Origin of the sequence: Neiella holothuriorum, from assembly GCF_019457915.1 — a bacterium.
Classification (GTDB): Bacteria; Pseudomonadota; Gammaproteobacteria; order Enterobacterales; family Neiellaceae; genus Neiella; species Neiella holothuriorum.
Map to the genome: position 1 here is coordinate 1 of NZ_JAHZSS010000021.1, position 15,025 is coordinate 15,025.

Annotated in this window: 11 protein-coding genes; 5 read left to right on the forward strand and 6 right to left on the reverse strand. The window is 51.1% G+C overall.

The features are described from left to right. The 4 genes from K0504_RS14725 to K0504_RS14740 form a co-directional block, all read right to left on the reverse strand. The coding region (locus K0504_RS14725; RefSeq protein ID WP_220104915.1) for a retention module-containing protein at positions 1–4,106 on the reverse strand (4,106 nt) is incomplete at its 3' end. A gap of 196 nt (positions 4,107–4,302) precedes the next feature. Further along, positions 4,303–5,727, reverse strand: coding sequence for a response regulator (locus K0504_RS14730; protein ID WP_220104916.1), 1,425 nt, complete (start codon positions 5,725–5,727; stop codon positions 4,303–4,305). A gap of 2 nt (positions 5,728–5,729) precedes the next feature. Then, positions 5,730–6,944, reverse strand: a complete 1,215-nt coding sequence (locus K0504_RS14735; RefSeq protein ID WP_220104917.1) for an FIST signal transduction protein — start codon at positions 6,942–6,944, stop codon at positions 5,730–5,732. A gap of 23 nt (positions 6,945–6,967) precedes the next feature. After that, positions 6,968–7,309, reverse strand: coding sequence for an Hpt domain-containing protein (locus K0504_RS14740; RefSeq protein WP_220104918.1), 342 nt, complete (start codon positions 7,307–7,309; stop codon positions 6,968–6,970). A 156-nt stretch (positions 7,310–7,465) separates the two neighbouring features. On the opposite strand from K0504_RS14740, the gene K0504_RS14745 reads away from it, so the two are divergent. Further along, positions 7,466–8,323, forward strand: coding sequence for a thioredoxin family protein (locus K0504_RS14745; RefSeq protein ID WP_220104919.1), 858 nt, complete (start codon positions 7,466–7,468; stop codon positions 8,321–8,323). A gap of 168 nt (positions 8,324–8,491) precedes the next feature. On the opposite strand, the gene K0504_RS14750 is transcribed toward K0504_RS14745, so the two are convergent. Further along, positions 8,492–9,286, reverse strand: coding sequence for a sulfite exporter TauE/SafE family protein (locus K0504_RS14750; protein WP_220104920.1), 795 nt, complete (start codon positions 9,284–9,286; stop codon positions 8,492–8,494). A gap of 399 nt (positions 9,287–9,685) precedes the next feature. On the opposite strand from K0504_RS14750, the gene leuA reads away from it, so the two are divergent. Genes leuA through leuD form a run of 4 tightly spaced genes read left to right on the forward strand, consistent with a single transcriptional unit; the run spans position 9,686 to position 14,345 of the window. Further along, entirely contained in the window at positions 9,686–11,245 is a 1,560-nt protein-coding gene (gene leuA, locus K0504_RS14755) for a 2-isopropylmalate synthase (RefSeq protein WP_220104921.1), read from the forward strand. After that, on the forward strand, positions 11,242–12,336 hold the full coding sequence (gene leuB, locus K0504_RS14760; RefSeq protein ID WP_220104922.1) for a 3-isopropylmalate dehydrogenase: 1,095 nt from the start codon (positions 11,242–11,244) through the stop codon (positions 12,334–12,336). Before leuA ends, leuB begins: the two co-directional genes overlap by 4 nt. A gap of 3 nt (positions 12,337–12,339) precedes the next feature. Continuing rightward, positions 12,340–13,737: a 3-isopropylmalate dehydratase large subunit gene (gene leuC, locus K0504_RS14765; RefSeq protein ID WP_220104923.1), complete on the forward strand. Its 1,398-nt coding sequence runs from the start codon at positions 12,340–12,342 to the stop codon at positions 13,735–13,737. A gap of 2 nt (positions 13,738–13,739) precedes the next feature. Then, entirely contained in the window at positions 13,740–14,345 is a 606-nt protein-coding gene (gene leuD, locus K0504_RS14770; RefSeq protein ID WP_220104924.1) for a 3-isopropylmalate dehydratase small subunit, read from the forward strand. A 96-nt stretch (positions 14,346–14,441) separates the two neighbouring features. On the opposite strand, the gene K0504_RS14775 is transcribed toward leuD, so the two are convergent. Continuing rightward, positions 14,442–14,966 (reverse strand): EF-hand domain-containing protein, encoded by a 525-nt coding sequence (locus K0504_RS14775; RefSeq protein WP_220104925.1) that lies wholly within the window; start codon positions 14,964–14,966, stop codon positions 14,442–14,444. Positions 14,967–15,025 lie beyond the last annotated feature (59 nt).

Below are 15,025 nucleotides of genomic sequence, written 5' to 3' on the forward strand. Positions count from 1 at the left end.
CTGGTCAATGTGATCGGCGTTTGACCGGTCACCGTTAAGGTGTCACCCGCAACCGCATCGTCTGGCAAGGTCACCGTGACCCCAACCGTGCCGCTCAATTCCGCGTCGCTGATCTCACCATCGTTGTCCGCATCTTCGGTGATCACCACCGTCGGCGCACTCGGGGCTGTGTCATCCACCGGAGGGGTGACAACTGGCGCCTCAACCAGCAAGGCACTGTCGCTACCCGCAGCTGATTCATTGTCGGCTTGATCCGTGACGGTCGCTTCAACGGTGATGGTGTCACCCGCTGCTGGCGCATCGTATTCAAAGGTCAGCTCGCCATCACTGATATGACTGCTGGTCAGTGTGATCGGCGTTTGACCGGTCACCGTTAAGGTGTCACCCGCAACCGCATCGTCTGGCAAAGTCACCGTGACCCCAACTGTGCCGTTCAATTCCGCGTCGCTGATCTCACCATCGTTGTTCGCATCTTCGGTGATCTGCACCGTCGGCGCACTCGGCGCGGTGTCATCCACCGGTGGGGTGACAACTGGCGCCTCAACTACCAAGGCACTGTCGCTACCCGCAGCCGATTCATTGTCGGCTTGATCCGTAACGGTCGCTTCAACGGTGATGGTGTCACCCGCCGCTGGCGCATCGTATTCAAAGGTCAGCTCGCCATCACTGATATGACTGCTGGTCAATGTGATCGGCGTTTGACCGGTCACCGTTAAGGTGTCTCCCGCAACCGCATCGTCTGGCAAGGTCACCGTGACCCCAACCGTGCCGCTCAATTCCGCGTCGCTGATCTCACCATCGTTGTCCGCATCTTCGGTGATCTGCACCGTCGGCGCACTCGGGGCGGTGTCATCCACCGGTGGCGATGAGTTGACTACGAAACCTGTTGTGTCCTCAGGGGCATCATTACCTTGAGCATCACTGCCGGTAATGGTCGCTGTGTACTCGCCATCTTCTAGTGCCGCGTCATCTGGTAGGGTGAACTCCCAATTGCCGGCGCTATCTGGCGTGACTGCATAGTCAATGCCGTTCACTGTCAGGGTTAAATTACCCTCGGTGTTGGCACTTGTGCCCGAGAAAGTTGGCGTGGTGTCTTCACCCGGTGTAGCGGCGTTGATGCTGACCGTTGGCAGTTGGTCGACTTCGAAATTAGTGGACGCATCAGGGGCGTCATTGCCTTGAGCGTCCGAGCCAGTAATGGTGGCCGTGTACTCGCCATCTTCTAGTGCTGCGTCATCTGGCAGGGTGAATTCCCAATTGCCGTCGCTATCTGGCGTGATTGCATAGTCAATGCCGTTCACTGTCAGGGTTAAATTACCCTCGGTGTTCGATGAGGTGCCTGAGAAGGTTGGCGTGGTGTCTTCACCCGGTGTGGCGGCGTTAATGGAAACGGTAGGCAGTTGATCGACTTCGAAATTAGTGGACGCATCAGGCGCATCATTGCCTTGGGCGTCACTGCCGGTAATGGTCGCCGTGTACTCGCCATCTTCCAAGGCTGCGTCATCTGGCAGGGTGAATTCCCAATTGCCGGCGCTATCTGGCGTGACTGCATAGTCAATGCCGTTGACCGTCAGGGTTAAATTACCCTCGGTATTGGCGCTCGTGCCCGAGAAAGTTGGTGTGGTGTCTTCACCTGGTGTAGCGGCGTTAATAGAAACCGTTGGCAGTTGATCGACTTCGAAATTAGTGGACGCATCAGGGGCATCATTGCCTTGTGCATCACTGCCCGTAATGGTCGCCGTGTACTCGCCATCTTCCAATGCTGCGTCATCTGGCAAGGTGAATTCCCAATTGCCGTCGCTATCTGGCGTGACTGCATAGTCAATGCCGTTCACTGTCAGGGTTAAATTACCCTCGGTGTTCGATGACATACCTGAGAAGGTCGGCGTGGTGTCTTCACCCGGTGTAGCGGCGTTGATGCTGACCGTTGGCAGTTGGTCGACTTCGAAATTAGTGGACGCATCAGGGGCGTCATTGCCTTGAGCGTCCGAGCCAGTAATGGTGGCCGTGTACTCGCCATCTTCTAGTGCTGCGTCATCTGGCAGGGTGAATTCCCAATTGCCGTCGCTATCTGGCGTGATTGCATAGTCAATGCCGTTCACTGTCAGGGTTAAATTACCCTCGGTGTTCGATGAGGTGCCTGAGAAGGTTGGCGTGGTGTCTTCACCCGGTGTGGCGGCGTTAATGGAAACCGTTGGCAGTTGATCGACTTCGAACTCAACAGCGTCCTCAGGGGCATCATTGCCTTGTGCATCACTGCCAGTAATGGTGGCCGTGTACTCGCCGTCGTCTAGTGCCGCGTCATCTGGCAGGGTGAATTCCCAATTGCCGTCGCTATCGGGTGTCACCGCATAGTCAATACCGTTGACCGTCAGGGTTAAATTACCCTCGGTGTTCGATGAGGTGCCTGAGAAGGTTGGTGTGGTGTCTTCGCCCGGTGTGGCGGCGTTAATGGAAACGGTAGGCAATTGATCCACTTCGAACTCAACAGCGTCCTCAGGCGCATCATTGCCTTGGGCATCACTGCCGGTAATGGTGGCCGTGTACTCGCCATCTTCCAATGCTGCGTCATCTGGCAGGGTAAATTCCCAATTGCCGTCACTATCTGGCGTGACCGCATAGTCAACACCGTTCACTGTCAGGGTTAAATTACCCTCGGTGTTGGTGCTCGTGCCTGAGAAGGTTGGCGTGGTGTCTTCGCCCGGCGTGGCAGCGTTGATGCTGACCGTTGGTAATTGATCGACTTCGAACTCAACAGCGTCCTCAGGGGCATCATTACCTTGAGCGTCCGAGCCAGTAATGGTGGCCGTGTACTCGCCGTCTTCTAGTGCTGCGTCATCTGGCAGGGTGAATTCCCAATTGCCGTCGCTATCTGGCGTGACTGCATAGTCAATGCCGTTCACTGTCAGGGTTAAATTACCCTCGGTGTTGGTGCTAGTGCCTGAGAAGGTTGGCGTGGTGTCTTCACCTAGTGTAGCGGCGTTAATAGAAACCGTTGGCAGTTGATCGACTTCGAACTCAACAGCGTCCTCAGGGGCGTCATTGCCTTGGGCGTCACTGCCGGTAATGGTCGCGGTGTACTCGCCGTCTTCTAGTGCCGCGTCATCTGGCAGGGTGAATTCCCAATTGCCGTCGCTATCTGGCGTCACCGCATAGTCAATGCCGTTCACTGTCAGGGTTAAATTACCCTCGGTGTTCGATGAAGTGCCTGAGAAAGTTGGCGTGGTGTCTTCACCCGGCGTGGCGGCGTTGATGGTTACTGTAGGTAACAAGTCATACACCACATCGTCTGATGCGGAAGCACTATCCCCAGCTTCGTTAGTCCCCGTAACAGTTACCGTTACAGGTCCTTCATTTAAATCGTCGATGTCGCTAATGACGATAACAAATGAGCCATCTTCGGCAACGACGCCTGCTCCGGTAACAGTATTGCCATCTGCATCGGTTAGCACGACGTCGAGTACTGCGCCTTCTTCGATGTCGGTGGCAACACCAGAAATCACAACACTGGTGCTTTCATCGTAATTAACTTCTGCGCCATCAATAGAAATGGTTGGGTTTGTTTGCTCTGACTCTTCAGGGTTGCCGTCCGAAAAGTCAAGCAAAGTAGGCGCGACTACGTCAGGGATCTCAGTATCTAAACCACTACTGATCTCTTGTTCGTTGGCTGTTCGAGCGATATTTTCAGGCGGATTCAAGCCGCCACTTTGACCTGCACCGGCTGCAGCTGCGGGTAGGTCAACGGTTGGATCGGCACCTTCTAACAACGCTTGTTGAATGGCTTCAATGTCTGCCAGTGTTTCTTCGTCGTCATTGGCAATCAAACCAGACAAATCGGTGTTTATTTCAGCCGAATCGGCATCAGGGGTAGCCAACGACGCAAGCGCTGCTGATAGCGGCCCCTGCAGTTGTATTAAACGCCCATCGGCGGTTTTCAATTGGATGGTTGCGCCAGGCTCAAGCGTAAGAGAAGCATCACTTGGAATGGGTTCGCCAGGGCGTACCGGCAGTTGGTCGCCATTTGGCAACAAAATTAGGGCTTGGCCCTGGACTGCTGTAACGTCTACAGCTTGTGTTACATCAATGGTCGAAAGTTGATCATTCACGGCTCTACCCCCTGACTTCTCCCACGCAACAACTGACTACTGGCAACAGGAACTCGTAACAGCAGACATGACGTGAGCTCAATATGCCGACTGTAAAGCATTTGTTGAGCAAAAGAAAAATTTTTGGGGCGCAACAATTTGCGCCATGTGATCTTTATTGCGATTCGCCGTTAGTGATTAATTACTTTTTACACCTTTAGTTTGTGAGCAATTGCCCTAGCTCCTGCTGCAACACATTGAGGCGAACAGGCTTTTCAATAAAACCATTCATGCCTGACGCCGCGACTTGTTCACCGCGCTCGCCAAAACTACAGCCGGTTAACGCTAGAATTGGCATCGTCAAGCCTTTATCGCGCATCGCTCGGCTAACTTCTTCGCCACTCATGTCAGGCATTTCCAAGTCCATTAGAACAGCATCAACAGATTCCAAGTCGTCAAAGTTCAGCGCTTTAACTCCACTTTCAACCACACTGGTGGTGTAGCCTAAATTAACCAACATGAGCTGCGTGATCATTTGGCTCGACTCGCAATCGTCAACCAGCAACACATGACTTGCTTGGGAGACATCCGCCAGCACGTTCTCGGTATCGTGTTCAATCAATTTCGAACGGTTGGAGACTTGCTGAATTTGCTGGCTAAGCTGACGATCTTGAGATTTACGCAGCGAAATGTTTTTAGCTGTGCCGCGATAGCCAAGAAAAACACCTTGCTCTGAATAGAAGGGTTCGCCATTAATGCGTATCCAGACTGGATTTCGTTTAGGAAGCGCCAATTCAAATTCGAATCCACGAATTGGTTGTCGCTCCTGAAAAGTACGGGTCACGGCAAACCATTTATTCAAATTCTGGCTTTCGGTGGCGGTCCGCAGCTCCATAATGGTTTTGCCATACAAGTTACCTCTTAATTCAGGTAGCTCATTGTCATCAAGTTTGGAGGTATATGAGAAACGGAATTCTTCATCAACTTCCCAGAACCAATCTGATGAGGTTCGAGCAAAACAGGCCAACCGTTTTTGTGAATGACGCAATTCATTGGTACGACGCGCCACGAGATCGCGTAACTTTAAGTCATATTCAAGGTTTTGAAGACGCTGTTCGGCCATGGGCTTTAAGCGTCGAACCGCTTCTTTCTGATTTGGCGTAAATGAGTTTTTTTCAGCATGAAACAGCACAACCAGGCTGACTCCAGCAACAGATTCCAAACCAAATACCAGCGCCGATCCAGCTAACTCACAAATGTCTCGCTCTTGCTGGCGGAATTCATCAACCTGCTCAGGTTTAAATAATGCAACCACATCACCATTTAACGCTCGCTCGAAAACCTGCCCCGATTGCCACACTGAATTCACCAGTACATTGGTACTGGCAAAGCTTGAGGTCCAAATGAGAGAAAGCTCGCTGCTTCGCTCCAAGACAGCAACGTGCTGATGACCAGTCAACACCTGCAACCCTTGTAGCAAGGTGGTGAGTAACTCAGTGCGCGACTGGGCCGAGCCCGTAACTTGCATAATATCGAGTAGCGCAGCGGCATCCGTTTGCTGCTGCTGTACTTGATCATTGCGTCGCAACAGATCTAACAGCTTTTCCTGTAACCCTTCATTATCAAGGTCGTTAGGTTGCATCGTTAAGCCCCCTCTGCGAAGAAAACCAATGCCGCGATCATTAAGTTTCCGTGGATATTTTTAGACTCCAGTAACGGCCCTTGTTCACCGTAAGTAAACAACGTAATAAATGGCGTTGTCTCACCAAGTACTGCCGACATGGATTGACGGACTTCGTCTAAATCACTGGAAACCACCTGCTTACAGCAAGCGCAATACACCACCAACGCACCGGCGGGTGTACTTCCAAGTCGACCCTCTGGCGTCATCTGCTTTGCCCCTTCGAGCACGCGTTGGCTTCGCCCCCGCAGACTCTGTTCGGTGCCATGCATCAGGTAGATCGATTCGCCTTCTGCCAACTCGGCGAGAAATTCAATGCTCTGCTCTTTTACCGCTACCGGCAACACCAATGAGAATACCGGCATATTGTGGTGTTCACCGATGACTCGACCGACCGGAAGTTGAGTCCAACGTTGCTGCTCAATAGCTTCTTGCACCGGCTGACCAATGGCATGCTGGTAAACTTGCAACGCTGGCCGACCATCAAGTTCAAAAATTTCTCGTCCCTGAGCTTTGGTCACTACGCCCAAAGACTTCGCCATTGCGCAGCCGGAGTGAAACGAATAACCAACTCGACCTGACGGAAACAGCACCGCCAGTGCTAGCCCCGCTGACGATGAACGGCCGGCGCCGTGAATGGCCAACGCATTACCGCCAGGGTTTGGCGCCGCTGCACCACCAATCACAGGAACCGCGCCGCCGACTTCTTGTTCGAGAGTTCTTAAAATACACTCTTCTTGACCCGGGCTGGAGTGTAGCCAAATCAGTGCCGGTTGTTCGCCCGGCCGATTGGCCGATAACAACGCATCTTCCAATGCGTTTCTAGTTGCTTGCTCAATGGGCTCTTGGTTAGCAAGTGCTTGTTCCTGTTGTTTATAGGCTTGCATACCAACCCCATAACTACCGGCACTATCTGATAGTGCCCAAACCCCTAAGCTGTCGCCCGAATCCGACACGCAATGACCTTGTTCCGATAGAATGCCACCAAAGCTGCTACAACCAATCACTGCCGCATCAGGAAACGCCCGTTGCAGCAAGGTTGCACATTCACTGAAATGAGCCGCAGGCGAGCCAGCAACGACCAATAAATCCGGCGATTGCATTGCCAACAACGCTTGTACTTCCTGTACAGCGAGGCTTGCTTGCCCGAGCTTTGATTGAACTGTTTCTATTTGCATTCGATTCCTGTCACTCCAATTCGTTACTTAAGCATGTTTCGCAATGCTGACAATGTTTCGAGGTACACTTGTACGAGCGGTGCGATATTCGTTTGGGTGTGAGGGTTTTGTTTGAGCGCAGCGTCTAGTTGGCTGGCTTGTTTCGCGAGCGCTTCGGCTCCGATGGCGGCGGCACTACTTTTTAAGGTGTGGTAACAACGTTTTAATTCGTCGCGAGATAAAGACGAAAGCTCGGAAAGCGTTTGCTCTCCTTCTTTGATAAAGGTGGCAATAACAACAGGCAACATCTCGCTACCAATTTGTTGTTTCAAATTGTCTAACGTCTGATGATTGATCAATTGCTGGTGCGCATCCATCGCAGCCATATCGTCCCAATAGTATGCAGGAAGAAAATACTAACCTTATTTTCCACACAAATGAAACGTGCGACACCAGAAGTCCAACTCAAGCCTTGAAAAAGGCACAAATCATCCGCATGTTATCGACAGCCTTAAGTCAAACTACACAGTGAATTCATAACCATGCAAGCTACCAATATTGTTGATATTAACGTCCAAAATTTCCAACAAGTCATCTTAGAAGGCTCTAAACAACAGATTGTGGTCATTGAGTTCTGGGCAGAAGGCCATGAGCCGTGTGTGGAAGTGTCTGCGAGTTTGAACAAATTGGCGTTGGAATATCAGCAACATTTCACGCTAGCGCGTATCGATTGTGCTGTTGAGCAGCAAATTGCCATGCAGTTTGGTGTGCAAGCGCTACCAACCGTTGCGGTATTTAAAGATGGCCAGGGCGTTGATGGCTTAGTGGGGCCGCAACCAGAAGCGGCGCTGCGAGAAATGATTGAAAAATTCCTGCCAAAAGAGCACGAAACACTACTTGCTGACGCGCGGATGTTACTCGGCACAGGTCAATTCAACGAAGCCCTGCCGCTGCTAGCCAAAGCTCATGAATTAGCGCCTGAGATCGCTGAAATCAAATTGGCATTGGCGGATGCAAGCATCCAAGCGGGTCGCTTAGAGCTGGCTGCCGATCTCTTAAATAGCATTGGCCTAGCCGATCAAAACGGCGACTACCACAACCTTTGTTCTGCGTTGGAAATCCGACAGCAAGCAGCCGACTCACCAGAAATCAGAACCCTAATCGAACAAGTCCAACAACAACCAGATAACCACGAGTTAAAGCTACAACTTGCCGCACAATTAAACGAAGTTGGCCGCGCGGAAGAAGCTTTATCCATGCTGTTTGACGTTTTAAAGAACGACTTAAATGCGCTAGATGGCGCTCTGAAAAAAGGCTTTATGGATTTGTTGGCCGCTCAACCAGCCGGCGACGCTACGGCTGCCAGTTACCGCCGTAAACTCTACAGCTTGCTGTACTAAATTTGACGAACTGACTCGCTAGAAATTGAGGTTCGCCAGCGTCCTCTCACAAAGAGAATGGGGCGCGACGGAAGCTCATGGAGTGCGTTGAACTGTGTGAATGTACTGTGTGAATGTACTGTGTGAATGATGGCGCTGCGATGAAATAACAGCGCCCGATCGTGACGTCTAACCGTATAGCTTCCAAATAAGGTTGCCGGCTAGCACCCACAAAAACACCGAAAAAGCCCGCTTCATCGCCTTCGGCGGTAATCTCGAAACCAATTTTGCGCCAATCTGACTGAACACTGAGCTGGTCAGCACAATGCCCATAAATGCCCAAATGTGCACATAGCCAATGGTTGCTGCCGGCAAGGAAGTTACATCACTACCCGCCAACATGTAGCTGACAGCCCCCGTAAACGCTAACGGCGCAGCACAAAAAGCGGCGGTGCCGATGGTATAGCGAATCGCCATTCGCTTAGATTTCAAAAACGGCACCATAAACAAAGCGCCGCCGATACCGAGAATGGCCGACAAAAAACCCATGACACTGCTGGCCAACTTCCAGCGCCAGTTGGCTTTGCGGAGCCGCTCTTGTTTAGGCTCTTTGCTAAACCACATGTAAACCGACATCAGCAATAAGAAGCCCATAAAAATATTACTGAGCAGCTGTCCCGGCAAATGATGCGCGACAGAAACGCCAATGACAGAACCGAGCATCAGAAACAGCACCAACGCGCGAACTGTAGGCCAATGAACGTGACCTTGTTGGTGGTGGGCATAAGCGGAATTAAGGGTGGTAATCACGATCGTTGCTAATGATGTTGCCAATGCCATGTGCATCGCTACACCAATATCAATCCCCTGATGAGTGAAGGTCCACACCAGCACCGGCACAATAATTAAACCGCCACCAATGCCGAATAAGCCGGCAAGAAAACCAGCGAAACATCCCAGCCCTAAATACAGCGCAATTTCCATAAAGCCAACACCTTAAACTCATGTTTCTTGAGCGAGTATATAGAGCGTTCCAGTCGCTGTAATCTTGCGCTTGTCAAGCAACAGATAAAAAACATCCTCGGACCAATGGAAATGTCTCTTGACACATACCTTGCGGTTCGCCATAGTGTGGCCATTAATCGAACTGAAATGATTTGGTTCGGCAAGAGGATTACAAACGAATGGCATTTTCTCGTCTGACTCTACTACTTCTTCTCGCTCTCTTAACCGAGCAGCGCGGGTAGGTCGTGTCAGAGTAAACCTCAACAAGTACACATAAAACCCGCGCACTAAGCGCGGGTTTTTTCGTTTTTGGCTCAATAGCTTTTTACAACGACGCAATGAATCTACGAGAAGCGTCACTAACTGGGAGATCACGTCATGAGTGACCAGGTCATCATATTCGACACCACCTTGCGCGATGGCGAGCAGGCATTGTCTGCCAGCCTGACAGTAAAAGAAAAATTGCAGATTGCGCTGGCTCTCGAACGACTCGGCGTTGACGTGATGGAAGTCGGCTTTCCGGTTTCTTCACCTGGTGATTTTGAGTCCGTGCAAACCATTGCGCGTCATATCAAAAATTCAACGGTCTGTGGCTTAGCTCGCGCCGTAGAGAAAGATATTGATGCGGCGGGCGAAGCGTTGAAAGTGTCGGATAACTTCCGCATTCACACGTTTATCTCCACATCCGATATTCACGTGCAAAGTAAATTGCGCCGCAGCTTTGACGATGTGTTGACGATGGGCGTTAACGCCGTCAAACGCGCTCGCAATTACACCGACAATGTTGAGTTCTCGTGTGAAGATGCCGGCCGTACGCCAATCGACAATTTGTGTCGCATGGTTGAAGCCGCCATTAGCGCCGGTGCTTCCACCATCAATATTCCTGACACCGTTGGCTACACCATCCCAAGTCAGTTCGGCGGCATCATTCAAACCTTGTTTAACCGAGTTCCCAATATCGACAAAGCCATTATCTCCGTGCACTGTCACGATGACTTAGGTTTGTCCGTTGCCAACTCAATCAGTGCCGTGCAAATGGGTGCCCGTCAGATTGAATGTACCGTCAACGGCATTGGTGAGCGAGCAGGTAATTGCTCACTCGAAGAAGTAGCCATGATCATCAACACTCGCCAAGATTTGCTGGGTGTCACGACCAACATCAACCACAAGGAAATTGCACGCACCAGTCAATTAGTGAGCACCTTGTGCAACATGCCCGTTCAGCCCAATAAGGCAATTGTCGGCTCAAATGCATTCTCCCACTCCTCGGGTATTCACCAAGATGGTGTTCTGAAATCTAAAAATACTTATGAAATCATTACCCCAGAAAGCATTGGTTTGAGTCAAAATGTGCTGAATCTGACATCACGTTCCGGTCGACATGTCATCAAACACCGCATGGAAACCATGGGTTATACCGACTCTGATTACAATTTGGATGAGTTGTATGCAAGCTTCTTGGAGCTAGCGGACAAAAAAGGGCAGGTGTTTGATTATGACTTGGAAGCCTTGTTGTTCTTTAGCAAAATGCATGACGAAGACGAGTTCTATAAACTGGACTACCTTAGCGTTCAATCCGGCTCGTCAGTCATGTCCACCGCCAGCGTAAAACTGCTGTGCGGAGGCGAGACGCAGATTGAAGCCGCAACGGGTAATGGCCCAGTCGATGCCGTTTACCAAGCCATTAACCGCATTACCAACTTAAATATCGAAGTGGTGGATTATCACATCAGCTCCAAAGGTAAAGGTAAAGATGCCTTGGGTCAGGTTGATATTGTTGCCATCTACAATGGTCGCCGTTTCCACGGCATGGGCCTTGCAACAGACATTGTTGAATCGTCAGCCAACGCTTTGATTCATGTTATGAATCACGTCCAGCGCGCCGAAGCTGTTGCCGAACAAAAATTGAAGTTAAAGGAAGAGAAAGAAACCGTATGAGCCAGTACAACATTGCCGTCCTAGCAGGCGACGGAATCGGACCGGAAGTCATGGCAGAAGCACTAAAAGTGCTGGATGTCGCGCAACAAAAGTTCGGCTTTACCCTAAATTATGATGCCCATGATGTCGGTGGCGCAGCCATCGATAATCATGGTGTGCCGCTGCCAGATTCAACCATGGCGGCTTGCCAACAATCAGACGCCATTTTGTTTGGCTCTGTCGGAGGCCCAAAATGGGAAGGGTTACCACCTGATCTTCAGCCAGAGCGTGGATCACTGCTGCCATTGCGCGGCCATTTTGATTTGTTCTGTAACTTTCGCCCAGGCAAAATTCATAGCGGCTTAGAGCCATTATCGCCATTGCGTGCGGATATTTCTGAGCGCGGCTTTGACATCTTAGTGGTGCGCGAACTCACCGGCGGCATCTATTTCGGTAAGCCCAAAGGCCGTGAAGGCGAAGGTGATGAAGAGTACGGTTTTGACACCATGCGCTATTCACGCCGTGAAATTAAGCGCATTGCTCACATCGCTTTCCAAGCGGCACAAAAGCGCGGCAGCAAAGTCACCTCAGTGGACAAAGCAAATGTGCTTGCCACCAGCATTTTGTGGCGCGAAGTGGTTATTGATGTGGCCAAGGAATACCCAGATGTCGAGCTAGAACACATCTATATCGATAACGCCACCATGCAGTTGGTGAAAGATCCAAGCCAGTTCGACGTTTTGCTATGTTCGAATCTGATGGGCGACATTCTGTCTGACGAGTGCGCCATGATCACCGGCTCGATGGGCTTACTGCCTTCAGCTAGCTTAAATGAAGATGGCTTTGGCATGTACGAGCCTGCCGGCGGATCTGCCCCCGACATTGCAGGCCAAGGCATTGCTAATCCCGTCGCACAGATCTTGTCAGCGGCGCTGATGCTCCGCTTTAGCCTAAATCAAGATGCGGCTGCCGACGCCATTGAAGCGGCGGTCAGCAAAGCGCTAGCCGATGGTTACCTGACAGGCGAACTGCTACCAGCCGATAAAAAAGCAGACGCCAAATCAACAGCCGAGATGGGCGATTACATCGCCAAATTAGTTCAGGAGTCTTAATTCATGGGCCAGACCTTATACGAGAAAGTCTTCAACGCACACGTGGTGCGTGAAGTTGCAGGCGAAACCCCGCTCATTTATATCGATCGCCAGTTGGCGCACGAAGTCACCTCGCCGCAAGCCTTTTCAGGCTTACGTGCGACTGGCCGTAAAATGCGTCAACCGAGCAAAACCATCGCGACCATGGATCACAACGTCTCCACCCGTTCGCTGGCTATTGATGCTTGTGGTGATCAATCAGAAACTCAGCTACGAACCTTGCGCGCCAACTGTGAAGAGTTTGGTGTTGAGCTATTCGGCTTAGGCCATATTAATCAAGGTATTGTCCATGTAATGGGCCCAGAGCAAGGTTTGACATTGCCGGGCACCACAATTGTTTGTGGTGACTCTCATACCGCGACTCACGGCGCATTCGGTGCCATTTCGTTCGGTATTGGTACGTCTGAAGTTGAACATGTGATGGCAACCCAAACGCTGAAACAGCCGCGCTTCAAAACCATGAAAGTGCAGGTGAATGGCAAGCTCCATGAAAGCCTAAGTGCTAAAGACGTGATTCTGGCGATTGCTGGCGTTACCACCTCGTCCGGCGGTACCGGTTATGCCATCGAGTTTTGTGGCACCGCCATCGAAGCACTGTCGATGGAAGGTCGTATGACCTTGTGTAACATGAGCATCGAAATTGGTGCCAAGGTGGGCATGATTGCCCCCGACCAAACCACAATCGATTACGTCGAAGGTCGTCCTTTTGCGCCGAAAGGTGATGCGTGGGACGAAGCGGTTGAATACTGGTCGACCCTGAAGTCTGATGATGACGCCGAATTTGACGCGGTTGTTGAGCTCAATGCCGATGATATTTCGCCGATGGTGACATGGGGAACCAACCCAGGTCAGGTAATTGGTGTGAATGATCCAATTCCAAGCCCAGCTGATTTTACCGATGCCGTTGCCGCCGACTCTTGTGCCAAAGCACGCTCTTACATGGGCATAAAAGACGGCCAGAAGCTAACCGACTTAGCCATTGACGTGGTATTCATCGGTTCATGCACCAATGGTCGCATCGAAGATATTCGCGCCGTTGCCGAAGTGGCACAAGGTAAAAAGGTTGCAGAAAACGTTGAAGCCATTGTCGTTCCCGGCTCTGGTTTGGTGAAAAAGCAGGCCGAAGATGAAGGGTTAGATAAGATCCTGATCGACGCGGGCTTTGAGTGGCGTTTACCTGGCTGCTCCATGTGCTTGGCCATGAATGACGACAAACTAGGTGCCGGCCAGCGCTGTGCATCAACCTCAAACCGCAACTTTGAAGGCCGCCAAGGCCGAGGCGGCCGCACGCACTTGGTCAGCCCATCAATGGCCGCCGCAGCAGCGATTGCTGGCCGCTTTGCCGATGTAAGGGAGATATAGTCATGGCTGGAATTCAAAAAATGATCAGCGTTGCAGCACCGTTAGATCGCTCTAACGTCGATACCGATCAAATTATCCCAAAGCAATTTTTAACCAAAGTTGAACGCGTTGGGTTTGGTGAGCACTGCTTCCACGACTGGCGTTATCTCGATGAAGCCGGTACTCAGGTTAACCCTGACTTCATTCTCAACCAACCGGTGTATCAGGATGCGCATATTCTGGTGACCCGTGAGAATTTCGGCTGTGGCTCATCTCGTGAACACGCGCCTTGGGCGTTGAAAGAAATGGGTTACACCATCATTTTGGCGCCTAGCTTTGCTGATATTTTCTATGGCAATGCCCTCAACAACGGCATGCTACCGGTGAAATTAAGCGAGCAAGTCATCGACGTCATTATGAAGCAGCTGCTGGCTGAGCCCGGCGCACAAATGACCGTCGATCTGGAAAGTAAAACCGTGATTGCGCCCGATGGTACCTGTTACGATTTTGACCTCAACGACTTCCATCGTGAATGCCTCTTAAAAGGCTTGGACAGCATTGGCTGGACCCTACAATTTGAAGATGCCATTAGCGAATATGAAGCCAAGATCCCCGCTTGGCGCAGTTAAGTTAACATTGAGCCGTTAAGTTCATATCGAGCAGTTAATAGAAAGCCGGGCATGGCCCGGCTTTTTTGTGTCGATAATAAGGTCGCAGCGCTGTCATTAGGCCGTTGTATTAACCGAGCCCACCAGCCCAGACACAAACCCCATGGCTGAATCGATGTTCTTGCCGTTAAAACCTTCGGTTTCGATTTTTGCCAATAGATCTTCAATGCCGGCTTTTAATTCACTGCCATTTTCTTGATCGGCAGCAATCTCGGCTAATAAGTTAGTCATCGAATCACCCGCTGGCTGGCCAGCAAAGCCATTGGCCGTGCCGCCAAGCATACCGTTGACTGTTACGCCACCAGCAATCGATGTACCTTCTAGCCGCTCACGCATGCTATCGAGATGCTCTTGTCTTTCGCCATCAGTTACTTCGCCATTACCGTCAGCATCCATCTCGGCATAGTGAGTTTCAAGCCGCTGCGCGTCATAGGCAACGCCCTGCTCTTCTAAACTTGCGGTTAATTCCTCAAGGGTAACACCGCCGCTTTCGTCACTATCGGCCGCAGAAAACGCATCATCCATTTGCTGGCGCATTTGTGGCGGTGGCGGGGGCATGCCGCCCATACCTGTTACATTCATTGGAAAACTCCTGTAGGTTGTTGATTCCAAATATAAACAGGCAAGTGCTTGACCAACTC

Excerpts from the sequence above, each read along its gene's own strand:
- K0504_RS14735 (WP_220104917.1), bottom strand. The coding sequence starts at position 6,944 with ATGCAAATAGAAACAGTTCAATCAAAGCTCGGGCAAGCAAGCCTCGCT.
- leuC (WP_220104923.1), top strand. The coding sequence starts at position 12,340 with ATGGGCCAGACCTTATACGAGAAAGTCTTCAACGCACACGTGGTGCGT.
- K0504_RS14750 (WP_220104920.1), bottom strand. The coding sequence starts at position 9,286 with ATGGAAATTGCGCTGTATTTAGGGCTGGGATGTTTCGCTGGTTTTCTT.
- leuA (WP_220104921.1), top strand. The coding sequence starts at position 9,686 with ATGAGTGACCAGGTCATCATATTCGACACCACCTTGCGCGATGGCGAG.
- leuD (WP_220104924.1), top strand. The coding sequence starts at position 13,740 with ATGGCTGGAATTCAAAAAATGATCAGCGTTGCAGCACCGTTAGATCGC.
- K0504_RS14740 (WP_220104918.1), bottom strand. The coding sequence starts at position 7,309 with ATGGCTGCGATGGATGCGCACCAGCAATTGATCAATCATCAGACGTTA.
- K0504_RS14730 (WP_220104916.1), bottom strand. The coding sequence starts at position 5,727 with ATGCAACCTAACGACCTTGATAATGAAGGGTTACAGGAAAAGCTGTTA.
- leuB (WP_220104922.1), top strand. The coding sequence starts at position 11,242 with ATGAGCCAGTACAACATTGCCGTCCTAGCAGGCGACGGAATCGGACCG.
- K0504_RS14775 (WP_220104925.1), bottom strand. The coding sequence starts at position 14,966 with ATGAATGTAACAGGTATGGGCGGCATGCCCCCGCCACCGCCACAAATG.
- K0504_RS14745 (WP_220104919.1), top strand. The coding sequence starts at position 7,466 with ATGCAAGCTACCAATATTGTTGATATTAACGTCCAAAATTTCCAACAA.